Annotated in this window: 28 protein-coding genes and 2 pseudogenes; 26 read left to right on the top strand and 4 right to left on the bottom strand. The window is 35.4% G+C overall.

All coding sequences use genetic code 11. The features are described from left to right. Positions 1–69 precede the first annotated feature (69 nt). Both BDR01S_RS01095 and BDR01S_RS01090 read left to right on the top strand, forming a co-directional pair. Positions 70–498, top strand: a pseudogene (locus tag BDR01S_RS01095) (VOC family protein); the annotation flags it as partial. A 345-nt stretch (positions 499–843) separates the two neighbouring features. Beyond that, positions 844–1,857 carry a pirin family protein gene (locus tag BDR01S_RS01090; RefSeq protein ID WP_066253103.1) on the top strand — a complete coding sequence of 338 codons (1,014 nt, stop codon included), beginning with the start codon at positions 844–846 and terminating at the stop codon, positions 1,855–1,857. Positions 1,858–2,144: 287 nt separating this feature from the next. Here the strand turns inward: BDR01S_RS01090 and BDR01S_RS01085 are convergent, their stop codons facing one another. Continuing rightward, positions 2,145–2,639: a hypothetical protein gene (locus BDR01S_RS01085; protein WP_066253106.1), complete on the bottom strand. Its 495-nt coding sequence runs from the start codon at positions 2,637–2,639 to the stop codon at positions 2,145–2,147. 233 nt (positions 2,640–2,872) lie between these two features. Between BDR01S_RS01085 and cdaS the strand changes: the two genes are divergently transcribed. The 18 genes and pseudogenes from cdaS to BDR01S_RS01005 all read left to right on the top strand — a co-directional run bounded on the left by cdaS (position 2,873) and on the right by BDR01S_RS01005 (position 15,031). Beyond that, positions 2,873–3,502, top strand: coding sequence for a sporulation-specific diadenylate cyclase CdaS (cdaS, locus tag BDR01S_RS01080; RefSeq protein ID WP_066253109.1), 630 nt, complete (start codon positions 2,873–2,875; stop codon positions 3,500–3,502). A gap of 31 nt (positions 3,503–3,533) precedes the next feature. Next, a complete protein-coding gene (locus tag BDR01S_RS01075) occupies positions 3,534–4,859 on the top strand; it encodes a glycoside hydrolase family 18 protein (RefSeq protein ID WP_066253111.1) in 1,326 nt (441 codons plus the stop codon). A gap of 193 nt (positions 4,860–5,052) precedes the next feature. Continuing rightward, positions 5,053–5,457, top strand: a complete 405-nt coding sequence (spxA, locus tag BDR01S_RS01070) for a transcriptional regulator SpxA (protein WP_066253116.1) — start codon at positions 5,053–5,055, stop codon at positions 5,455–5,457. A gap of 118 nt (positions 5,458–5,575) precedes the next feature. Next, on the top strand, positions 5,576–5,998 hold the full coding sequence (locus BDR01S_RS01065) for a MarR family winged helix-turn-helix transcriptional regulator (RefSeq protein WP_066253118.1): 423 nt from the start codon (positions 5,576–5,578) through the stop codon (positions 5,996–5,998). 63 nt (positions 5,999–6,061) lie between these two features. After that, positions 6,062–6,460, top strand: a complete 399-nt coding sequence (locus BDR01S_RS01060; RefSeq protein WP_066253120.1) for a DoxX family protein — start codon at positions 6,062–6,064, stop codon at positions 6,458–6,460. Positions 6,461–6,552: 92 nt separating this feature from the next. After that, positions 6,553–7,509, top strand: a complete 957-nt coding sequence (locus BDR01S_RS01055; protein ID WP_066253123.1) for a ring-cleaving dioxygenase — start codon at positions 6,553–6,555, stop codon at positions 7,507–7,509. Beyond that, a pseudogene (locus BDR01S_RS25155) lies at positions 7,487–7,594 on the top strand (carboxylesterase); the annotation flags it as partial. The gene BDR01S_RS01055 and the pseudogene BDR01S_RS25155, both read left to right, overlap by 23 nt. A gap of 135 nt (positions 7,595–7,729) precedes the next feature. Beyond that, positions 7,730–8,149 carry a DoxX family protein gene (locus BDR01S_RS01050; RefSeq protein ID WP_066253126.1) on the top strand — a complete coding sequence of 140 codons (420 nt, stop codon included), beginning with the start codon at positions 7,730–7,732 and terminating at the stop codon, positions 8,147–8,149. Positions 8,150–8,196: 47 nt separating this feature from the next. Further along, positions 8,197–8,862 (top strand): NAD(P)H:quinone oxidoreductase, encoded by a 666-nt coding sequence (wrbA, locus tag BDR01S_RS01045; RefSeq protein WP_066253128.1) that lies wholly within the window; start codon positions 8,197–8,199, stop codon positions 8,860–8,862. A 199-nt stretch (positions 8,863–9,061) separates the two neighbouring features. Beyond that, positions 9,062–9,493 carry an organic hydroperoxide resistance protein gene (locus tag BDR01S_RS01040; RefSeq protein ID WP_066253131.1) on the top strand — a complete coding sequence of 144 codons (432 nt, stop codon included), beginning with the start codon at positions 9,062–9,064 and terminating at the stop codon, positions 9,491–9,493. 138 nt (positions 9,494–9,631) lie between these two features. After that, entirely contained in the window at positions 9,632–10,144 is a 513-nt protein-coding gene (locus BDR01S_RS01035) for a CBO0543 family protein (RefSeq protein WP_066253133.1), read from the top strand. Then, the gene (locus tag BDR01S_RS24655; protein ID WP_082797278.1) at positions 10,096–10,281 is read left to right on the top strand and encodes a diguanylate cyclase; all 186 of its coding nucleotides are present in this window, start codon (positions 10,096–10,098) and stop codon (positions 10,279–10,281) included. The genes BDR01S_RS01035 and BDR01S_RS24655 overlap by 49 nt, the downstream gene beginning before the upstream one ends. A 134-nt stretch (positions 10,282–10,415) precedes the next feature. Then, positions 10,416–10,619: an NADPH-dependent FMN reductase gene (locus BDR01S_RS01030; protein WP_235846465.1), complete on the top strand. Its 204-nt coding sequence runs from the start codon at positions 10,416–10,418 to the stop codon at positions 10,617–10,619. Positions 10,620–10,737: 118 nt separating this feature from the next. Beyond that, positions 10,738–11,451: a pirin family protein gene (locus BDR01S_RS01025; RefSeq protein ID WP_066253136.1), complete on the top strand. Its 714-nt coding sequence runs from the start codon at positions 10,738–10,740 to the stop codon at positions 11,449–11,451. Then, the gene (locus tag BDR01S_RS01020; RefSeq protein ID WP_066253139.1) at positions 11,451–11,723 is read left to right on the top strand and encodes a hypothetical protein; all 273 of its coding nucleotides are present in this window, start codon (positions 11,451–11,453) and stop codon (positions 11,721–11,723) included. The genes BDR01S_RS01025 and BDR01S_RS01020 overlap by 1 nt, the downstream gene beginning before the upstream one ends. Before the next feature lie 329 nt (positions 11,724–12,052). After that, the gene (locus BDR01S_RS01015; RefSeq protein WP_066253142.1) at positions 12,053–12,685 is read left to right on the top strand and encodes an FMN-dependent NADH-azoreductase; all 633 of its coding nucleotides are present in this window, start codon (positions 12,053–12,055) and stop codon (positions 12,683–12,685) included. A 408-nt stretch (positions 12,686–13,093) separates the two neighbouring features. After that, positions 13,094–14,158, top strand: a complete 1,065-nt coding sequence (locus BDR01S_RS01010; protein ID WP_066253146.1) for a Gfo/Idh/MocA family protein — start codon at positions 13,094–13,096, stop codon at positions 14,156–14,158. A gap of 321 nt (positions 14,159–14,479) precedes the next feature. Next, entirely contained in the window at positions 14,480–15,031 is a 552-nt protein-coding gene (locus BDR01S_RS01005) for a hypothetical protein (protein WP_157406084.1), read from the top strand. A 92-nt stretch (positions 15,032–15,123) separates the two neighbouring features. Here BDR01S_RS01005 and BDR01S_RS01000 read toward each other — a convergent pair whose 3' ends face one another. Beyond that, the gene (locus tag BDR01S_RS01000) at positions 15,124–15,435 is read right to left on the bottom strand and encodes a winged helix-turn-helix transcriptional regulator (RefSeq protein ID WP_066253152.1); all 312 of its coding nucleotides are present in this window, start codon (positions 15,433–15,435) and stop codon (positions 15,124–15,126) included. Positions 15,436–15,779: 344 nt separating this feature from the next. On the opposite strand from BDR01S_RS01000, the gene glpX reads away from it, so the two are divergent. The 5 genes from glpX to BDR01S_RS00975 all read left to right on the top strand — a co-directional run bounded on the left by glpX (position 15,780) and on the right by BDR01S_RS00975 (position 19,697). Then, on the top strand, positions 15,780–16,730 hold the full coding sequence (gene glpX / locus BDR01S_RS00995) for a class II fructose-bisphosphatase (protein ID WP_066253154.1): 951 nt from the start codon (positions 15,780–15,782) through the stop codon (positions 16,728–16,730). Between the two features lie 33 nt (positions 16,731–16,763). Further along, positions 16,764–18,182: an MFS transporter gene (locus BDR01S_RS00990; RefSeq protein WP_066253157.1), complete on the top strand. Its 1,419-nt coding sequence runs from the start codon at positions 16,764–16,766 to the stop codon at positions 18,180–18,182. A 312-nt stretch (positions 18,183–18,494) separates the two neighbouring features. Next, on the top strand, positions 18,495–18,782 hold the full coding sequence (locus BDR01S_RS00985) for a putative quinol monooxygenase (RefSeq protein ID WP_066252888.1): 288 nt from the start codon (positions 18,495–18,497) through the stop codon (positions 18,780–18,782). A 109-nt stretch (positions 18,783–18,891) separates the two neighbouring features. Beyond that, positions 18,892–19,284, top strand: a complete 393-nt coding sequence (locus BDR01S_RS00980; protein ID WP_066253160.1) for a VOC family protein — start codon at positions 18,892–18,894, stop codon at positions 19,282–19,284. Positions 19,285–19,346: 62 nt separating this feature from the next. Next, positions 19,347–19,697 carry a Gfo/Idh/MocA family protein gene (locus BDR01S_RS00975; protein WP_066253163.1) on the top strand — a complete coding sequence of 117 codons (351 nt, stop codon included), beginning with the start codon at positions 19,347–19,349 and terminating at the stop codon, positions 19,695–19,697. 234 nt (positions 19,698–19,931) lie between these two features. On the opposite strand, the gene BDR01S_RS00970 is transcribed toward BDR01S_RS00975, so the two are convergent. Further along, complete coding sequence (locus BDR01S_RS00970; protein WP_066253166.1) at positions 19,932–20,528, bottom strand: hypothetical protein; 597 nt, start codon at positions 20,526–20,528, stop codon at positions 19,932–19,934. Between the two features lie 146 nt (positions 20,529–20,674). On the opposite strand from BDR01S_RS00970, the gene BDR01S_RS00965 reads away from it, so the two are divergent. Then, on the top strand, positions 20,675–21,379 hold the full coding sequence (locus BDR01S_RS00965; protein ID WP_066253169.1) for a DUF421 domain-containing protein: 705 nt from the start codon (positions 20,675–20,677) through the stop codon (positions 21,377–21,379). A 59-nt stretch (positions 21,380–21,438) separates the two neighbouring features. Here the strand turns inward: BDR01S_RS00965 and BDR01S_RS00960 are convergent, their stop codons facing one another. After that, complete coding sequence (locus BDR01S_RS00960; protein WP_066253173.1) at positions 21,439–23,271, bottom strand: helix-turn-helix domain-containing protein; 1,833 nt, start codon at positions 23,269–23,271, stop codon at positions 21,439–21,441. Positions 23,272–23,481: the final 210 nt, after the last annotated feature.

Here is a 23,481-nt window from a genome sequence, read left to right as displayed (position 1 = left end):
TAGTTCTATAAAATAAAAGGTTATTGACAAAAAAGTTTATAAGTATTATTATCTCATATTCAAGATAATTTAAGTAAAGAAGGTTCATTCCACTTATTTGAAGTAGGGGAAGGCGGAAATGGTGCCTCTGTCATTGTAGAATATAATGCGGTTCTTCCTGAAGCCCGACAAGGATTTGGTTCGGTTCACCATGCAGCATTACATGTAGAGGATCGCGCTGTTTTAGATGAATGGATTGAACGAATGAATGGTTTTGGATTCCATACATCCGGTTATGGAAATCGTCACTTTTTTGAGTCTTTATATGTAAGAGTTGCACCACAAATTTTATTTGAGTTCGCTACAGATGGTTCTGGCTTTATGGGAGATGAATCCTATGAAACGCTTGGGGAAAAATTATCTTTACCGCCATTCTTAGAGCCGAAACGTGCAGAAATCGAAGAATTAGTTCGCCCCATTGATACAGTAAGAAGTACAAAGGAACGCATCAAAGAGTAAAAGGAAAGGCTGTGTTACTACCAATTGTTGATTTTAGAGTAGGTATGAGAATTCATAGGCGGAGAATTTCCTGCTAATGTATATATAGGAAGCTTATGAAGCAGATATAAGCGGAGATATTCCGATTAACTGCTCTAAATAAGACAAAATCTATAGATTTGGGTAATATAGACGGAAAAACTTCCCTTATTTTTAAGGAAATATGGGTATTCCCCAACTTAGCCGGAATTTTACCGTTTATTTTTCAAACACAGTGAAATCAACATTCAGTTATAACAGTGCTAAAGGAAATATAGGAAACTTATTCAACCACAACACGGTGACTTTTAAAGGAGAGAGGTAGAAATGAATAGCAAAATCATGAAAATACAAAAATTAGGTTTTCCATGGGAGACCGAAGATCCGTTCCTTATGACAGTCCATCATAAAGATGCGTATCCTTCAGGAAACGACCAGCAGGGTCCAAACGTTTCATTGGAAGGCAGAAATCTTGGCGAGGATTTTACGCTGCGTGATGGTTTTAGAATGTATCATGGTACCACAGTTCCGGGATTTCCTGTACATCCCCACAGAGGCTTTGAAACGGTAACCGTCGTTCTTGAAGGTCTTATTGATCATTTTGATTCATATGGGTCCGTAGGACGATTTGGGAATGGAGATGTTCAGTGGATGACAGCAGGAAAGGGCGCACAGCATACTGAAATGTTTCCTCTCGTCCATCAGGACAAAGCTAACCCGCTTGAATTCTTTCAGATATGGCTGAATCTACCTGCAAAAGATAAATTCGCTGATCCTGAATATAAAATGTTATGGGCTGAGGAGATCCCTGATGTACAATTGGATGCTGCTAATGGACAGAAAACGACCATAAGACTGGTTGCCGGAAGTGTGAAGGGGAAGTCTAGTTTAGAACCAAACTCAGCTTCTTGGGCAAACGATAAAAATCATCATGTGGGGATTTACATTATTCATATGGAGCCGGATGCAGTCTTCACCCTGCCGTCGGTTTCAGCGACAATGACGAGAAATATTTACTATTATCAGGGAGATAAACTAAATATAGACGAAACAGCGATTGAAACGTACCATCGTGTAAAGCTTGCTGGTGATCAGGAAATCACGATTACAAATGGAGCTTCTGAGAGTTATATGCTACTCCTAGAGGGTGAGCCGATACAGGAACCTGTCGTATCCTATGGACCGTTTGTATTGAATACTGAGCAGGAAATTCGCGATGCATTCAAGGATTATCAAACTACACAATTTGGAGGTTGGCCGTGGGACCGTCCAGATCCTGTAAATAAGCGTGAGTCAGGAAGATTCGCACGCCATGCGGATGGAAGAGTTGAAAAAAGGTAATCACTATTCATTAAATGTAAGGTAAGGAGGAATCGCAAATCAGTTAAAGCAACTCAATATATATTGGGTTGTTTTTTGACAAAAAGGTATTCCCTAAAATAAGGATAATTCGAATACTATGTAAAAATAGTGTTTGATATTCGATTTTTTATTTACCAAAAATAAATCGGGAAAGCCCATGCTTTTAAAGGAATTCATTAATGGTGTTTCTTTTATGCAGTAAGAACTATTTCAATTAAAAAAGGAGAAAAGCCAGTTAAAATGAGGCTTTTCTCCTTTTTATAAAACTAAGCTATATTTTCCAGTCTAATCATGAATTTTATATCTTCATTACTAACGTTTAATAATCTTTCTAGCACAGCCAGCTTAATGTTAGCTTCCTTGACTTCAAATACATTAACAACATTTTCTCTTTTTATGTTACTTATCATTTCTGATACCACTTGTTTAAAAGTTTGTGAATCAACTAATAAATAATGAATTAATTCAATGGCTGCTTCTTTTTCCTGTTTATTTTTGATGGCAAAAACACTTTGAACATCAGGCTCTATTATAAAAAGAGATTGTAAATCTTCTGAAATTCTTATATTAACGTAACTTGTTTTATTTCCATAATACTCATTATTCCTTATTCGAATTAGATCAAGCCCTACCATAAATTCATAAAAAGAAGTGTTCTTATCAAGAGTATGAAACCCGTTAATTTCAATGTTTGATTTTTCTTCTATAAATATTTCTTTTTCAAATCTAGTTTGAATTACTTTTGATTCTAACATATTCATTTTCCATACCTCGCTTCTAAAATAATATTATATAAAAAGTAACATGTATACTTTTAGTAACTTAAATACATTATAGTAAACTTGAGAAAATAAATCAATTAAAGTAGCGTGGGATTATGTCGGAATGCTCATAAATAATTTTAAAACACCAAACTAATACTATATCTAACAAGTACCGTAAATAAAAAGATTGGAATAAAAGGCTTTTAGCTAATAGTTGGAGGAATATCAACATGGAGAGTAATTGTGATTTTTCACCATTAAAGCAAAATTTAGAAGATGGTATTAAAAATATAATTGATTTACTCGAAACTAATTTAAGTGTCCTGGGTAACGAAAACCACTGTGTATTAGGGAGTTTAGAGGATGTAAAGGAACATCTAATAAAAATTGAATCTATGGCGGCTTCTTTTTATTTAAATTGTTACTTGTCGTCCTTTACGGATACATACGATGAGTTATCTATTGCTGCTCAAATCCTATCGAAGAACCGACATGGTGCACTTATTGTAGTTGAACGTAGTGACTCTGTTGACACCATTATCCAAAAGGGAACAACAATAGAAGCTCTAGTAACACCAAAATTATTGGAATCGATTTTTTACCCGGGAAATCCATTACATGATGGAGCAGTTTTAATCAAGGGAAATCAAGTTGTTTCGGCAGCAAATGTGCTTCCGCTGACAACTGGAGTAACTGGAGATAAGAAAGTTGGAACACGCCACCGTGCAGCCCTAGGAATATCCGAAAAAAGCGATGCACTTGCTCTTGTTGTTTCTGAAGAAACGGGTAAAATTTCTTTTGCGTTACATGGGAGACTATATCCAATAAACACTAGAAACCCTATCTTGTTTCATGCCTAAGAATGATCTTGAAAAATAAGGAGATAAATTTATGATAAAAAAAATAAAATTGTTATTCATTTCAGTTTGTATCATTTTGTTGAACCCGAGTTTGACAAATGCACAAGTCATTCATGAAGTGAAATATGGAGATAGCTTAGGTAAAATATCTAAACAATATAAAATTGACAAAGACAAACTCGCAAAGATAAATGGTTTAGCTAAAAATATGGGACTTGTTCTTGGGCAGGCACTTTTATTACCTGGTTCTACTTACATTGTTCAGCCAGGAGACAGCGTTTGGGAGATTGCAAAACGACATGCAATAAGTGAAGAAACGTTAATGAACCAAAATGGGTTGAAAAATAGAGTTATTGTTCCTGGACAAAAATTGAGTATCCCCCGTCCGCAAAAATTTGATATTTGGACTGGAACCTACTTTGTTCCAAAAGATAAGAACTCGAATACCTGGATGATTAATAATTATAAAAGTACACTCTCTGGTATTTTTGTGTTTGAGTATAAACCTGATGTACAAGGCAATCTGATTGAAGTGCAGGAGAATCAAGCACATAAAATCGCATGGAAAAAGAACGTGACTCCATATGCTACTTTATCCAATTTAAGTGAAAAAGGATTCGATCCTGAATTAATTCATACATTAATGAGTACTGATTGGTTGAGACAAAAATTTATTAATAATATTTATTCCTTATTGGATAGCCACGACTATAAAGGTGTTGTTATCGACTTTGAACAAGTTAGACCTAAAGATCGGAATCACCTTAATCAATTTATAAAAGAATTGGCTGAAAAACTGCACCCAGCAGGAATGGAGGTCATGATGGCCGTCCCACCTAAAAAAGGAGACCAGGAGCCATCTTATTCAGCAGGTTATGATTATCAAACGCTTGGAAAGTATCTGGATAGGATATTTTTAATGACTTATGATTGGCATTGGCCAGGAGGCCCATCAGGTCCGATAGCCCCAATTGAAAAAGTAAAAGCCACACTGGACTATGCTGTATCCGTTGTAGATAGAAAAAAGTTGATGCTTGGAATTCCTCAATATGCTTATGACTGGACGATAAAAGAGAAGAAGCAATCTGGAAAAGCTTATTCGACCCAACATGCCGTCGATTTATATACCGGCTATCAAAGTGCTTTGCATTTTGATGAAAAGGCTGCTGCACCGTGGTTTCGCTATGTAGATAATAAAGGCATTTTACACGAAGTGTGGTTTGAAGACCCGCGAAGCCTGCTTGTGAAGTTCCGATTAGTTGGGCAATATGGACTAGGAGGAATGGGATGCTGGCATCTAGGTTTAACAATGCCTCAAACTGAAAAAATACTGTTAGAGGAATTCAATGTGCAGTAAAACTGAACCCCCTTTATGAGAAATTTCATAAAGGGTTTTTTTGATTATTTGCAGTTGACATATGGAAAAGATGATATATAATAAAAATATCTTCAATTCGAGATATCATAATTCAAGATACGCAGAGTTGGAATAAAATGGAAATTTATTTGATATCAGTCGAAATGACTAAAACATCAAGGGAGTGTTAATAATGGTAACTTTATATATATCACCTAGTTGTGCTTCATGCCGAAAAGCAAAAGCTTGGTTTGATGAACATCATATTGCTTACGAAGAAAGAAATATCGTTTCTGAAAAGCTTACATTAGATGAGATTAAGAATATCCTTCATTTCACAGAAGAGGGCACCGATGAAATTATCTCAACTAAGTCAAAAGCTTTTCAGAAGTTAAATATAAATATCGATTCTCTATCACTTCGAGAATTGTATACGATTATTGAAGGAAATCCTGGGCTATTAAGAAGACCCTTAATTCTGGATGAAAAAAGATTACAAGTCGGGTTTAATGAAGAAGAGATACGGAGCTTTTTGCCGCGTTACATGCGTGTATTTCAACTTGATGAAGTTTATAGCTTGATGGATGAAGTTCAATAATGCCCGTTTGTATCCCAGATTATTTAAAGGAAAATTGTTATTGACTTAATTGTAAAATTATAAAATTATCTTGAATTCAAGATTTATTGATTAAAGGTATTAAATAGGAGGTGTAAGTATGGAAAGGAAATGTACAAACCAGCCATTTTTGCTGCTAATGCAAACCTCAAAAGCCATTCAGGAAAGAATAAGAGATGAAATGTCCAAAAATAAATTAAGTATCACCGAGTTCTCTGTTTTAGAAGTGCTTTTCCACAAAGGAAAACAAACGATTCAGCAGATTGGAAGTAGGATACTGATCTCTAGCGGTTCGATGACATATGTTATAGATAAACTTGAACAAAAAGGAATCATAAAAAGAAATGACTGTAGAGAAGACAGAAGAGTTATTCATATAACCTTGACAGCTGAAGGATTGGAATTGATGGAAAACATTATGCCAAAGTATCAAGAAATAGTTGATTCTTTTTTTGAAAATTTAACAGATGTTGAATCCGAGTTGTTGGTCAACTCTTTAAAAAAAGTTAGTAACAGAGTGTAATCGTATATTTTTTTAACTAATATCTCGAAATCGAGATAAAAGGAAATCAGGAGGATTAATATAATGATGAGTATTGGATTATTAATTATTAGATTAGTGATTGGTTTGTCATTCATGGCACACGGTGCACAAAAATTATTTGGCTGGTTTGGTGGCTACGGCTTGAAGGGTACAGGAGGCTGGATGGAATCCCTCGGATTGAAGCCAGGTGTGACAATGGCCCTCATGGCAGGATTAGCAGAATTAATTGGGGGATTATTGTTTACATTAGGACTCCTTACTCCCCTTGCGGGAATAATGATTGCAGCTACAATGGTAATGGCAATAGTAAAGGTTCATGCTCCTAATGGTTATTGGGCAACACAAAATGGTTACGAATATAACCTGACATTGATTGCAGTGGTAATTGGTTTAGCCTTAATTGGACCTGGACAATATGCATTAGATGCTTTTTTATTCTAAAATATCTCGAAATGAAGAATCTCAAACTTAAAATTTTATCAATAATTTAATAAAAAAATAGACATCATAATATAAAAAGGAGTGTTTTCAAAATGAGTAAGAAAACAATGGGTATTCATCATATTACTGCTATTGTAGGTCATCCACAGGAGAATGTTGATTTTTATGCAGGAGTTTTAGGATTGCGCCTAGTGAAACAAACGGTAAACTTCGATGACCCTGGCACATATCACCTCTATTTCGGAAATGAAGGCGGAAAACCTGGAACCATCATCACATTCTTCCCGTGGGCTGGTGCTCGTCAAGGTACTATCGGTGGAGGTCAAGTTGGGGTTACCTCATATGTTGTTCCTAAAGGTGCCATAGGATTTTGGGAGAATAGATTAGAAAAGTTCAAAGTACCTTTTACAAAAATGGAACGATTCGGGGAGCAATATTTGGAATTCGATGATCCACATGGTCTTCACCTTGAAATTGTTGAAAGGGAAGAAGGCGAGGTTAATAATTGGAACTTTAGCGGGGTAACACCAGATGTTGCCATCAAAGGATTTGGCGGAGCGACACTATTATCCTCTCAGCCTAATAAAACGGCGGATTTGTTAGAAAAAGTAATGGGTCTTGAACTCGTAGGTAAAGAAGGAGATTTTGCGCGATATCGTTCTTCAGCTGATATCGGAAATGTCATTGACCTGAAATTAACGTCGAATGGACGCGGGCGAATGGGTGTGGGAACCGTACATCATATCGCCTGGCGTGCTAGTGATGACCAGGATCAATTGGAATGGAAAAAGTATGTTGCAGCGAATGGGTACGGTGTCACTCCGGTACAGGATCGAAACTATTTCAATGCGATTTATTTTAGAGAACATGGAGAAATCTTATTTGAAATTGCAACCGATCCTCCAGGCTTTGCCCATGATGAAACTCCAGAAACAATGGGAGAGAAATTAATGCTGCCTGCAAAGTATGAACCGCATAGAGAACAACTTGAACGTGGATTGCTTCCATTTAAAGTAAGGGAATTAAATAAGGAAACATATATTCAATAAAGGAAAAAATTCATTAAAGCCAACCTTTCTTATGCTTCATGGTACTGGAGGCAATGAATTAGACCTGTTGCCACTTGCAGGAATAAAGCAAATGCGAAGGTAGAACTCCATTGGGAAAATAGAGGGCATCAATTAACCAGTCAAGAAGTAGAAGCAGCAGCAAATTGGTATCGACAACATTTTAATACTAAATAATATAACTTTAAGGGGAATTAAGTAAATGTTAAAAAATGAAATTGGAGCACTTATTTTACGCGTTACATTAGGAGCAATATTTTTTATTCATGGAGTTGTAAAGTTTCAAGGTGGAATTGAAAACACGGCAGGCTGGTTTGAAAGTCTTGGCTTACCAGGAGCTACGGCATATGGAGTTGCATTACTCGAAATTATTGGGGGTATCCTATTAATCATTGGCTTGGCAACAAGACTTGTAGCAGCTTTGTTCGCATTATTAATGATCGGAGCAACAGTAAAAGTTAAACTAGCCATTGGTTTTTTAGGAAATGGTCAAATGGCCGGTTATGAATTAGATTTAGCTTTCTTAGCTATTGCGGTATATCTAGTCATTAATGGAAGCAAGCTATTCTCATTAAATAAACTAATTTTTCACAGGGATTCAACAAACGCAAAAGCAATTTAATATAAATAGAAATTTAACAACAAGTAAATAATAGGTGGTGTAACAAAATGGGTTTTTTATCCAAACTATTTGGAAATTCAGCAAAAGAGGAGAATGAAAACATGTCAAATGTAAAATTGGCAGTAATTTATTACAGCATGGGCGGAACAAACTATCAATTATCAAAATGGGCGGAAGAAGGTGCAAAGGAAGCAGGTGCTGAAGTAAAAGTATTAAAAGTACCTGAACTTGCTCCGCAATCAGCTATCGAAGGGAATCCAGTTTGGAAAGCACATGTAGATAAAACAAAGGATGTACCTGAGGTTAAATTGGAAGACCTAGAATGGGCAGATGCAATTATTTTCAGTGTGCCTACTCGCTTTGGTAACATGCCAGCACAAATGAAACAATTTCTAGATACAACTGGTGGTCTCTGGTTTAATGGAAAGCTAATGAATAAAGTGGTAAGTGCTATGACTTCCGCACAAAACCCTCACGGCGGTCAAGAGGCAACTATTTTATCACTTTATACGTCCATGTATCATTGGGGTGCAATCGTTGCTGCTCCTGGTTATACGGATCCAGTAACATTCGGAGCTGGCGGTAACCCATATGGAACAAGTGTTACGGTTGGTCAAGATGGTAAAATGATTGAAGATGTTCAGGCAGCTGTTAAACATCAAGCAAAGCGTACTGTTACAGTTGCAGAATGGGTAAAAAAAGCGAACCAATAAAATCTTAATTAATATAAAAAACTAATCGAAGCCATTCGATTAGTTTTTTATTACATAGAAAATACTTTAAAACTCTTAGGAATAATAAATACAACCATATGAAATAATAGGTAGGAAATTATGGTGAACCATCAGGTTTTTAGGAATCATTTTTTAAAAATTTTTTAGTGCTTACATTTAACAATAAAGGAGAAGAACGATGACTAAACAGGAACCCTTATTTACGTCCTCTGCAACCGCCGTTGGGGGAAGACATGGAAGAGTAGAAACGGATGATGGCAATATAAAAATGGATTTAGCCATGCCAGGGACACCAAGAGCAAAGGAATTACCAAATGCCACAAATCCTGAACAATTGTTTGCTTGTGGTTACTCTGCTTGTTTTGATGGGGCATTACAAAACATTGCGAGGAGAGAGCGTGTCAAATTTGATTCTGAGGTAACGGCAAATGTAAGTTTCTTAAATGATGAAGAAGATCAAGGATTCAAAATTGCAGTAACGTTACAAGTAAAAGGACATGGGATTGAAAAAGGAAAATTAGAAGATCTTGTACAAAAGGCACACGAATTCTGTCCATATTCTAAAGCAACCAGAGGGAATATTGATGTTACTCTAGAGGTTGTAGAATAATGCTTTTCTGCTATTCAGACTGTTGTTAAGTATCAGGCGAAACGTACTGTTATGGTTGCTGAATGGGTGAAGAAAAGGAATAGTGAAAAGTGAAAGAGCTAATCGATACAATCGATTAGTTTTTTGGAGGATGTTTTTATGGAAAAGAAGCTGTTGAATTTACTTACTGCTTTGTGTGTAGTTGCCCTGCCATTCTTATTTAAAGGTCCAAAAATGAGAGAAAATCTGGTTATATTTTTTTCAAAAGGAGTTATTGCGATTCTAATTGATGCTTATGTTGTTGGGACTAAAAGACTAGAATATCCAATCCGTCCTTTTCCAAAGATTTTTAAAACTAACATCATTTATACAGTATTATTTTTTCCACTTTTAAGTGTCATCTGGGTAAAACTGTCTTATAACGATCATTTAGGCAAAATACTTTTGAAAAGTTTACTATTTAGTGTTCCGATGAGTATCGGTCAATGGTACTTTGAAAAGAATTCTAGGTTATTCAAATGGAAGAAATGGACACCTTTTCATACTTTTGCAAGTGTAAATTTTACTTTGTTTACTATTAGAGGTTTAGTTGGATTAATAAAAAAATTAGATAAGGTGCGAGTATTGGAATCTCCATTTACCCTAAGGATGAAACGAGAGGAGAAACATTAATAAAATTTGCAGACCAAGCTTTATATTCAGCTAAAGAAACGAGAAACCAACTTAAATATTTTAATTTGAATTTAAAAGTCAGCATTTTCAAATTTAATGAATTTATCAGTTCGGAGAAGCTTTTTTTTGACAATTGAATTTATTTCGAATACAATTATCTCAAATTAAAAATAATAATTAATGGTATAGAATGATATAAAATGACCCAAATCGGTATTTTACTTGGATTTCTACGGAAAGATTCTTTTTCTAAGAAAATTGCCCTGATAACTTGAGTGGATTTGGTGCAAACCACCATTTACGCCAATCACTTGTATTTTTAAATATGCCAATCGTTCAACAGCCGGAAGCTTATATTGGCAATGTTTCAGCTTTATTTGATGAAAACGACAAAATTAAAGATGACGGAACGGTCCAATTCTTACGATCATTTATCAATGCGTTTGTTGATTTGATTAAAAAATATCAAGCATAAGGAAATTCTAGGTATAAAAGAGTTGGAGCATATAGCAGAGGAACTCCTGTTATATATTCCAACTTTTTGTTTTGGATGAAAGAAATAAAGCTCGAAATTCAGAGAAGGAGTGATAGAATTGATTCAACTTTATCCTGCAGGTACACGCTACACTGTAAATAATGAATGGCTGGAAAGCAATTTGAGTTTTTCCTTTGGTGAGTATTATGACACTTCCAATATCCGATTTGGTCCACTGCGTGTCTTTAACGACGACACCGTCCAAGCTGGTCGCGGCTTTGGAATTCATCCGCATCGGGAAGCGGAAATTGTTTCTATTGTATTAAAGGGGAAGCTAAAACATGAAGACAACTTGGGGAACTCTGGAATTATCAGCTATGGAAATATTCAGCGAATAAGTGCTGGAACGGGAGTGCTTCATTCTGAATTTAATGCTTCCAATGATGAAGAAGTCCGATTTTTACAGCTATGGTTTTCACCGAATGAAAAAAAGTTAACACCAGCCTATGAAGATATCTCATATGATGTTGAACAATTAGAAAATAACTTATTACCTGTAATATCCCATACTGCCTCTGAGCGGGTGGCAGGAATCCATCAAGATTTAACCCTTTATTTATCAAAATTAGATGGAAAGAAGACATTGAACTTTCAACAGGAAGTAGGCAGAAAGATTTACATCTTTATGATAGAAGGAGAAATTTCAATTAATAATGCTTCCATTTTACAATCCCAGGATGCGGCACGGATCACAGACATCCACGAAATTACGATTCAGGCAAATCAAAATAGTTTCTTTTTATTAGTTGATTTACCCGGGGGTGGATTTTAATGTTAATGATTCGTCATTCTATAGGCAGCCGATTGCTGTGTCAAACTACTAATTACCGTATTGAACAGCAAGACGATCGTTGGCTAATCTCCTTATCTGTTGATGAAGAAACTGCTTCGACAGTTTTAGATTTTAAGGATGAGTTAAATATATTTGATGCAAAGGAAAACGAAAAGACTTGGTATTACTCCTCTGATGTAAAAATAAATTTTCGACCCGAGGAAAATCTTTTGTTAATCCTTGCTGACCATAAAACGGTCTATCCCATTTAATAATTAACTCTAGTAGGTTAAATGAATAAAAAAAGTCTGATGGGATGATCATTCCATCAGACTTTTTTTGATCAAACTAATCAGCTTTTTTCATCTCTATTAGTAAAATATGGGACGTTTTTTCTGCCTTAATTGTAATGTTTTCCTCAACAATCAAATTTCTAAATATCAACCTAATTATTCAAAAGCAAATTTAATGTTTAGTAATCTAATAAAGAAATATCTACTAAGAGTGTTATATTGGCAAAAATACTAGTTTAATATATTATTAATCCGAGATATATAACTTAAAAATAATAAAATTAAAGATAAAAAGGAGAATTATAGATATGAAAGTTTTAGTAGTAAAAGCAAACAATCGTCCAGCTTCAGAGGCTGTATCAAGTAAAATGTATGAAACTTTTATGGAGAACTTAGAAGGTGCGAATGTAACAACTTTCGATGTTTTCGCTGAAGATATGCCTTACTTTGGTCAAGATTTATTTAACGCTTTCGGCAAAGTTGAATCAGGCGAAGAAATGACTGACTTAGAACAACGTCTTCTTGCTGCAAAACAAAAAGCGATGGATGCTCTTACAGCAGCTGACTTAGTAGTATTCGCATTCCCATTATGGAACTTAACAATCCCAGCACCATTACAAACGTTCATTGATTATGTTTACCAAGCTGGCTTTACTTTCAAGTACGATGAAAATGGTCAAGCTGTCCAATTAATGACACACAAAAAGGCGATTATTCTAAGTGCACGCGGCGGCGTTTACTCAACACCAGAAGCAGCGCCAATGGAAATGTCTGCAACTTATATTAAAAACGTAGTTGGCGGAGTATTCGGCATGGAAATTATTGACGAAGTTATTATTGAAGGTCATGCTGCAATGCCAGCTCAAGCTGAAACGATTATTGCAGAAGGAATGGAAAAAGTAAAAGAAGCTGCAAAGAAATTATCACCAGTAGCTGTATAATAACGAAGTAAATTAAGAAAAGGCGCTGGATATCCTAGCGCCTTTTTTACCTTTTATGTAAGTGTTGATTAATATTTTGACAAGTTTTTAGAAGGTCACTAACTAGCTTTTCTTCATTTCCATAAAAACGTGGGGATGGGAGCGGAATGGAGATTGCACTCCGACTGCCCAATCGATATCTCTGGCCCAAGGCGAAATCCGCTGTTAGCAGAAGCCAGAAGCCGCTGTAACTAGGTTTTCCTTCTGTAATGCAGCTACAATTCTTAGGACGGTTGATCTAGCCACGTCCACTTCAAAATGTACTGTATTGTGGTTAATTATTACGAATTATATCTTTGTTAAATACGAATGTTAATAAATATGATACGGAAAATAGTTGGGAAGTTAATCTGAAGGAGAGCGGCTGTGATGAAAAAGGAATTTAGGTTTGCTATCGTCGGAACTGGGCTTATTAGTACCACGCATTTTGAGCAAATTTCAGCGATTGAAGGAGCAAAAGTGGTTGCTGTATACTCCCGTAAGGAAGAAAAGGCAAAATCACTTGCAGAAAAGGCAGGTGCAGATTGGTATACAGATTATCAAGAAATGCTAAAGAGTAAAGATATTGATATTGTATCGATTATTACACCAAGCGGCACTCATGCTGACATGGCGATAGAGGCTGCACGTGCAGGAAAGCATGTAATCGTTGAAAAACCAATGGATATTTCCCTTGAAAAAGCACAACAAATGATCGATGTATGCCGGGAACATCATGTTAAATTAAGTGTTATTTCTCAACATCGCTTTGATGCATCAGCTGTGAAGATTAAAGAGGATATTGATTCAGGGCGATTTGGACAAATGATTCTTGGGCAAACTGCTGTGAATTGGTATCGTCCTCAAAGCTACTATGATACTAGTAAATGGCGGGGAACAATGGAAATGAATGGAGGCGGCGTATTAATCAATCAGGCCATTCATACTATAGATTTATTTCAATACTTCATGGGAGATGTGGAAAGTGTTTACGCACATACAGCCATATTAGCTCATGAAGGAATTGAAGTGGAGGATGTGGCTGTTGCAACGGTGAAATTTAAAAATGGCGGTTTAGGAACCATTGTTGGAACTACTGCTGCTTATCCAGGCCTGTCAGCCCGATTGGAGATTATCGGAACAACAGGTACAGCAGTGATTGAGAATAATCAATTAATGAAGCATTATCTACGAAATCCAAAAAATGAAAAACAAGCTATCAACTTAGCTGGTATAGAAAATCATTATGGGGGAGATTCTGATCATACGTCTGTTGACCCTGCAGCACTTGAAGGCGCTTCTCATCGTTTACAGTTTATTGATATGATAAATGCTATACAGGAGGATAGAGAACCGCTTGTTAATGGTGAAGAGGGATTAAAGCCACTAAAAATTATTTTAGCTATTTATCAATCCGCACGGACAGGTCAACCTGTACAAATAGATGAAAATTAACAAATAGGAAAGACGAACTATAACCCGAATAATGGAAAAATAAAAATTTCCCTTATTCGGGTTTTTTGTGTCTAATGAACTGGGGTCGCATTATTTCTAAACATTGGAGGCATTGTCATTAACACATTCATTTTCGATTTATGAAGTTTCATTGAATAAGGATTAAAAATTCTGGGTTTACTACATATATACTTACCAAAAGAGTTTACCAATTGTTTTAAATAGAAAAATGTATCTAGGTTACTTTTTATATTTCTGTTATTTTTCGTTAGAACAACATATTTAAAATACAAAAAACGCGAGGTAATTAAAGTGAACTTGTTGGAATCCAAAGTTATCCAAACAAAGTTAGAAAAAGAAATATTTATTGATCAAAGCTCAAACATTGAAATAAAGATATTTCAATTTCTTGAAAAGGACTTACCCTACTATGAATTTATGGTTGGGTTAGAGTTTCTTCGAATAAGGGAAAATGAGTATTATGGAACTGAAAAAAAGTATTTTGGTATACGCTTTACAGATAATATGCAATCTTTAATCGTTTTTGAACCGGATAAATATAGTATTTTTGCCACAAAGAACGAACAGGAAAAAAAAGTAGTTACGGAATTAATTATATATGTATTAACTAAATCCTCTATTTTTAAAGATTTGGTATCGACCATGGTTAATAATCTTCAACATGAAAATGTAGTTTGTGAAAAGGAAGAAAATGAAGTTGATGCAAAACAGGTACAGTTAGAAAAATTGTTAAATGTACACATTGAAAATGTTAAATTTCATATCGAAATGAAAGATGGAGATGTTGAAATTATCCCAATTAGGACGGTGGAAAATTCCGGAATAGAACCAGGGCCAAGACCAGATGAATGACATGATAAATTGTAATTATGTTAAATAAAATCAAAAGAAAAATTTCACTATACAGTAAAAAACCTCTCCATAAATTAGAGAGGTCTTTTAATTTACAACCATTTATCTGCCCAATTCTCTAAAGCTTTGAGCGATCGTCCAAGTTCTGTTCCTTTTTTGGTTAACGAATATTCGGTACGTACAGGACGGTCTGCAATGACATTTCTTAACACAATTCCATTTTCCTCGAGCTCTTTCATCCGTTCATTTAATACCCTTTTACTTAAATTTGGTATAAAGGCATGGATTTCACTAAATCTTTTAGGTTCCTCCATTAATGTATGAATAACAAGGCCCACCCATTTTTTCCCTAATATATGATAGCACTCTTCTACTTTGCTGCATAATTTATTTTCTATCTCCATCTACAAGGACCCCTTAAAGTATCTTGGTTATTTTTAATAACTATATATTTATAATAGCAAACCCAGTAATTAAAATAAAGTATTAATTGGAACAATATTACCAATTAGACAGAAACTGTGCTTATTTGTTCACGTATTTGACACATATGAATTGACAATAGAAATTAAAAAAGTTATTATGGTTACATAAAGTTACCTAGTTATTAATTAAATCAACTGATAAAACAGAGTTGGAGTGAATTTTTTTATAAAAATATCTCGAATTCAAGATTATCAAATTCAAGGGTAATGGAAATGAAATAAAATACATGGATCATTCTATACAAAAAAGGGAGGAAATAAGAATGGATAGAAATTTATCAATGGAACTTGTACGAGTAACGGAGGCTGCAGCATTAGCTGCCGGACGATGGCTGGGCAAAGGTAAGAAAGAAGAAGCAGATGCAGCCGCTACACAAGCCATGAGAGAAATGTTTAATTCAATTTCAATGAGGGGAACTGTTGTTATTGGAGAAGGTGAAATGGATGAAGCACCGATGTTGTATATTGGAGAACAACTAGGAACATGTGATGGGATAGAAGTGGATATTGCCGTAGATCCATTGGAAGGAACCAATATTGTTGCTGCCGGTTCTTCGAATGCTCTTGCTATCATTGCAGTAGCAGAGAGGGGTAATTTATTACACGCACCTGATATGTATATGGAAAAGATTGCTGTAGGGCCAGAATCAGCAGGGAAAATTGATATTAATGCACCAGTAATTGACAATTTAAAAGCTGTTGCAAAGGCTAAAAATAAAAACATTGAAGATCTCGTTGTGGCTATATTAGATCGAGAACGACATAAAAAAATGATTCAGGAAATCCGAGATTCGGGAGCAAGAATTAAACTGATGCAAGATGGTGATGTGGCTGCAGCAATAAATACAGCATTTGATAATACTGGTGTTGATATTTTGCTTGGCTCTGGAGGCGCCCCCGAGGGTGTCATAGCAGCCGCAGCCCTGAAAAGCTTAGGTGGAGACTTTCAAGGGAAGCTGATTCAACAAACGGAAGAAGAAAAAATTCGCTTAAATAAAATGGGCATTACCGATTTTAATAAAGTTTTATTGATGGAAGACATCGTGAAGGGCGATGATGTTTATTTTGCTGCAACAGGTGTAACCAATGGTGAGCTTTTAAAAGGGGTGCATTATAAAGGAAAGATTGGAACAACTCATTCCGTTGTTATGCGTGCGAAAACAGGAACCATTCGTTTTATTGAAGGACAACATAGTTTGGAACAAAAACGATAATCCTCTTCCGGATTAAAGAAATGAGGAATTAAAATGAGTCAAAATGCCAGACAAAAAGTGATGGAACCTGAAACGGTTACTTCAAATGGCCAGAGTAGACCATTCGGATTTAGGGATAAAGTCGGCTATATGTTTGGGGATTTTGGGAATGACTTCTTCTTTATTTTAGTAAGTTCATTTTTAATGGTTTATTACACTGATGTTTATGGGATCAGTGCAGCGTTTGTTGGGATTCTCTTTTTAGTTGCACGTTTGTGGGATGCTGTTGCTGATGTTAGCTGGGGACGGTTCATTGATACAAGGAAACCTGGTAAACATGGTAAATTTAAACCATGGATTTTTAGAATGTCATTTCCTCTCGTTATTTCTGGAGTACTAATGTTTGTTCATATCCCGGGCATGTCCACCGGGTTTTATGAAGCATATGCTTTTGTCACTTATATCCTCTGGGGAACATTTTACAGTACGGTCAATATTCCTTACGGTTCAATGGCCTCAGTTATTACCAATGATTCTGTCGAGCGGACATCTTTATCAACATACAGAACAATGGGTGCGATGTCAGCAAGTTTAATCATCAATGCAGTTGGACCTATCCTTATATTTGTAGACAATAAGGCAAGTGCAGATGGATTTCTATTGGCAGCCATAATTTTTGGCATTCTATCTTACGCGTGTTACCTTGCATGTTATAAATTATCTACGGAACGGATCGTGTTGCAGGAAAATAAAGGATCAAAAGCTAAGTTAGGTCATACAATTAAAGGGCTATTAAAAAACAAACCATTAATTTCCATCCTTGGTGCATCACTAATATTCATGGTGAGTACGATGCTGATTGGTTCAGTTAACGTGTTTTTATTTAAAGATTACTTCACCAATACAGCAGCATTAAGTATTATAGGGATCATTCAAACGGTCGCCGTTTTTATTGCCATTCCATTAGTAAAACCATTAGTGAACAGATTCGGTAAAAAGGAAACCACATCCATAGGCATGTTACTTGCAGCCGCTGTCTATATTCTTTTATTCTTCCTCCCGAATTTATCTACTACGCAATACATTGCGTTATCAGCTATTGGAATGTTTGGATATGCCTTCTTTAATACGATGATATGGGCATTTGTTACGGATGTTATCGATTACCATGAATTTTTAACTGGATTAAGAGAAGATGGGACGGTTTATTCTTTCTACTCATTTGCCCGTAAAGTTGGTCAAGCTATTGCTGGTGGAATTGGCGGGATTGCGATTACAGCCATAGGCTATAATTCAGCTCGTGAAGTACAAACGGAAGGTACCCTAAAAGGAATCTATACACTGGCTACTATCGTACCTGGTGCCATCTATCTATTGATATTCTTTATATTAGTCTTTCTCTATCCATTAACGAAGCAGCGTATGAAGCAGCTTAGCATAGATTTAACAGAACAAAGAAAATTGAAAAAGTAAGGATTGCAATAGGAATTACTATAAAAATGTAAAAAGGGATGAGGCCAAAGATGGTCTCCCCCTTTTCTGTTTTATTAACCTTACAGGTATTCCTAAGCCGATTATTACAGCTGAATGCGTCAAGAAAAGTTATTTATTGACATGATAATTGAACATTTTTATACTAGAGGTAACCTCATTGTGGTACAGGTGTACTGTATTTCGGTTAAGTGTAAAGCGGTAGTGCATTTACTAAAAATGAAATTAAGGACTAAATGGTTTCTTAGAAGTTCTAGTTTATAAAAATAATTAAAAAAGAGAAGGAGTAATAAAATGATTAGAGTAGTTTGTAAGGCAAAACTTAAACCAGGGGTAAATGTTGAAGAATATTTAATTCTTGCTAGAAAAGTTGTGACAGAAACCAGAAAAGAAAAAGGATGCATCATGTATACTCTTCATGAAGATGTCAAAGATCCATCAATCATTACAACGATTGAAGAATGGGAGAATGAAGAGGTTATCAACCAACACAATAAAAGTGAACATTGCATGAAAATTGTTCCAGAGCTGAGGAAATTGAGAGAAAGTACAGAAATCAACAATTATAGAGAAGTGAAATAATTAAAGAATCAAAAAAAACAGGTACGCCAATTTATTACGGTTGAAAAAGCAAAGGTAGAGACTGCTTTAGTGAAAAAAAATAGTAAAAGGAAAAATGGGGGGTTAAAAGATGATTAAAGGGATTAATCACAAAGCATTTCATGTTGTAGATATGGAACGCTCATTGGATTTTTATTGCAATAAGCTTGGTTTTAAGAAAGCGTTTGAATTGAATCAACCAAATGGCGAACCGTGGATTGTATATGTGAAAGTGGTTGACGGATGTTTTATTGAATTATTTTACGGAGGTGCCGAGGGTGTTAAAAACCGAGCTGACCACATTTGTTTCGAGGTAGATGATATCCATGAAACAGCGGATCAATTTAAAAAAAGGGGAGTCCCTTTAGAAGTTGAAATTTCTCAAGGCATGGCTTTGAACTACCAATTCTGGGTATTAGATCCCGATGGGAATTGGCTCGAGTTTATGGAAATGAATCCTGAATCCTCACATATGAAAAGTTAAGTTAGATGAAAAAAGAAAGGGAATTTTTATTATGAAATTTAACAAAGTCCGTTGGGGCATTATTGGATGTTGATGCCGACGCACTTAATAACGATCCAGATGTTGATGTTGTCTATATTGCGACACCACCGGGGTTACATAAAGAATATACAATTAAAGTTGCAAAGGCAGGAAAACTTGTTTATGTAGAAAAACCAATGGCACTCAATTTTGATGAATGCAAAGAAATGATCGCAGCTTGTGAAGCGGCTCAAGTTCCTTTATATGTTGCTTACTACCGTAGGGCATTGCCACGATTTGTAAAAATAAAAGAGTTGTTGGAAAATATAGCGATCGGAGACGTTCGTTTCGTATCAACAGCACAATATCAAAAGGCTTCGGAAGATGAGCTGATTAATTGTAGTTATGTTTAAAGCTCTTTCATCCGTTCATTTACTAACGGATTCTAGGTCAGCTTAAAATTAAATATGATTGGGATGATAAACGGTATTTTGCTAAGTTAATTACATTTAAACAGGCTGAACCTGAAAAATAATAACTCACTGCAAAGTGGTGAGCTTTTTGTTTTATTAAGTAGGTAATCGAATCAAATAAAGAAAAGCCCGAAATCATAAGATTTCGGGCTTTACTTTTATCGGAAATTTGGGTCAGACTCTTCCTTCAAGTATTTGTTTTCGATACTGGACGACTGTCAATAATTTATAACCCCTAAGCTTAGGAATCATGTTACCTAGCAGCGCAACCGCCTCTTTCTTTTTCCCATCATAAACGGCTTGATCGACTTCCAACATGTCTAAGAAAAAGGTGTCTGTTATCTTCTTTTTATTTTGTTTGAGCGATTCTCCGTCGCCTTCATTAATTGCGATATCCGCCAAAGCGTACCATTTTGTCTTATGCCCAACCATTAGTGATAGAAGTTCTTTTGCTTTTCCGTATTGTTTCCGCTCCATTAAAAGCATCAATTCAGAGTTTCGTTTGGATTTTTTGGAACGGATTTTCCCCATCGCTTGTTCCGCTGCTGATAGATCCCCTTGAAGAAAATGGTAAAGGAATTGTAAATGAGGTGATTTAGACTTTTTTAAGTACGCCATCATCCTTTCGGCATCCTTCCCAAATAAGAGAGGGTTTCGAAACATGATAAAAACAAGCACGGCAAGCAATACGCAATACATAATCCAGATGGGAACCTGGAATAATCCCATCAAAAAAGCAAACAGAACAACAAACAGGAAAAACCAAATCATAGAATCCTCCGTAAACAAGTTTTATCCCTATTTTACCACCCTATTTTTCGTGGATTCATCAATTGAAGGTATCAAGATGGATAAATAAAATAGCAAATTGGAAAGATAAATTGGATAAAAACAATATGAGTAAACAGGAGTTTTAAATGGAACATACACTTATACCCATTCTGAGAACAGTTGTCAGCTTTATGATTTTAATACTCGTTACACTCGCAATAGGAAAGCATATTAACTCTCATAAAAACCACTATAGCTTTGCCTTATCCGTTACCATTGGTTCCTTTATAGCCAACATGGGGTTTGATACGAATTTAAAGTTCAAAGAAATGCTAATTTCATTTCTTGTATTAATTTTAATGTTTTATTTGTTCATGGTGTTATCTTCTAGGAGTCGAAGTTTTAGAAAATGGCTTTCTGGTAGACCTACAGTCCTAATAGAAAAAGGAAAATTACTAGACAAGAATATGAAAAAAGTAAAATTCTCGATTGATGACCTTAATCAGCATTTAAGGGAAAAGGAAATCTTTAATATAGCTGAAGTAGAATACGCAATGCTGGAAGTGAACGGGGAATTATCCATTCTTAAAAAGGTACCGTTTCAAAATGCAATTAAAAAAGATTTCAATTTTCCCATTTCATCAGAGTCGCTGCCAGTTGAACTAGTTATGGACGGGCAAATCATCGAAAAGAACGCTTCCGGCATCTATAGCAGTGAGTGGATTGATGCCGAATTCAAAAGAAGAAATTTACGGATAGAAGAAATTTATTATGCGGTAGTCAATAGCGGTGGTAACCTTTTTGTAGACAAATATGAAGATAAACTTTCATCACCTACAGATGTTGAATAAAATACCAGAGGGACACGATTCTCCCGGCCAAAAGGCTGGGAGAACCGTGTCCCTTGGTTTTAGTTTTTGCTTAACTGTAATATATCCTTATCTTTCTCTTTGATATATTGATAAATATTGATGGCTAAATGAATATTAAATAATGGGTGACTATCATTCAAGTCCGTTAATAAAATCTCCTCAATCCGCTTTAAACGATAGCTTAAGGTATTGGTGTGAATATGTAAAGAATCAGCCGTTTTCTTTATGTTTTGATTTTGGTCTAAATATACAATCAGCGTGCTTAACAGTTCGCCTTTTCTAGTTTTTTCATATTCAATTAAGGGACCTAATACTTCATGGATAAAATCGATCAATTCTTCTTTTGAATTTTGTAAAATAAACCTCTGGACGCCAAGGTCTGTATAACTAAGGACTCTATGATCAAATCGATAGTTTCTGAGAAACTTTATGCACTTTGTCGCTTCTACAAATGACTCGTGGACAAAAATAAGCCCTTGTTTAATTCTTCCAATCCCAATTGATACGTCTATCTCTTTATGTTTATTAGTAATTTCATGCTGTAAATTTTTTGCAAGTTCTTTTATTTCGGCAAAAATATTGGAAGAAGAGACTCTTGAAGGCAAGGATAAAAGGGCGACAATTTGATTTTCAGCCCTTACTGCCATTACTTGCGAGTTCCTCCCGAGGAATGAATTGGCCATATGGAGTAAATTCCTTATCAAGTGATTGCTAATCACCTTGTTCTCGTTGAACTTATCCTCAAAATTAATAAGTATAGCAACATAGTTTCGGTTAGGGTCAAAATTTAAATTTTTTGCTTTCTGAATGAGTGCTTCATCAATCTGTCCCGAAAAAAGCTTGGTCACGAATTCCCCTCTTAGACGCTGCTGTGATTCAAAAACAGCCTGTTCTTTTCCCAGTTCAAGTGAAATGACTGTACAGGCATGTTCTAGAGCAGCGATATCCACCTCATTCATTTTTTGTTTTGATAGGAGGATTAGTCCCCCTAAAGACTTCAATTTGGACCCAAGTGGTAATACAACTAATTGATACGTTTCATCATTTAATGATATTTCGGAAACGGTATGTGAGTTTTCAAGTGTTAGGATAATTTGTTTTGCATACGCTTTCATAAACTCGGTCATTTCATCTGAAAAGGAGGAATAGGAGGCAGATGCCCTAAGTTCCCCTATTTCATCAAAGAGAAACATCTGTTGTCCGATTGTTTTATGTATATAATCCATAATCGATTGAATTCCTTCACCATTTACAACGAGATTGGCCAGGTTTCTATGTATTTCGATGGAATGTGAAAGCTTCTGAACCATTTTTTCCTTCTCATTATAAAGAATGGATTTTTCCAAGGCTACTGCTGCTTGGTGTCCAATCGCTTCCAATAGATTAATATCCTCTTGCTTAAACTGCAACGATTGTTCAAAAGAGTCCAATGTAATCACGCCGATACATTTTCCGTTTTGTAATATAGGTGAAGATATGACAGATGTAAAATGAAAATTACTTGGAATAGACTGATCCAATAAATCTCTGTTATAAGGCGCTAATGTAGACAGTGCCTGTTTAATTTCTACCTCATTCCAAAAAATGAGACATTTTTTGGCTGCAAAAGACATCCCAGTCATGGATTCACCACTAACTAGTCTAATTTGCCTAAATATTTGTGGATAAAATAATCCTTGAGCGGATTTTGCGATGAGTCGATTTTGGTTTTTGTCAAAAATCCAGATAGAGCCTCCTCCAGCCGCTTCAACGACAGATATCGTTTCATTCATGATGGAATCAAAAATGGTATCAATATCTAATTTGGAATTAATCACGTTCGACACATGGATTAAGGACTTTAATTGCCGATGAGTTAAGGTATCTTGCATCTGTCATCATCCTTTCTCTAAGACTATACATTTCATCCAATTAGTGTTTTTGTGTAAAAGACACAAATTTTTCATAATTATATTCATGAAAATATACATAGCTTAATACTCATAATGATTATATTCTTATTATAAGAAAGTTTTGAAAATAATGAAAGGAGTTCAGCATAAAGCGAGGTAATGTTGGCATAATTTTTTTTGCTAAAACAA

The organism is Neobacillus drentensis NBRC 102427 (assembly GCF_001591445.1).
GTDB classification, from domain to species: domain Bacteria; phylum Bacillota; class Bacilli; order Bacillales; family Cytobacillaceae; genus Neobacillus; species Neobacillus drentensis.
The sequence above is the reverse complement of the archived record's forward strand: the minus strand, read 5'-3'. Positions and strand labels throughout refer to the sequence as shown.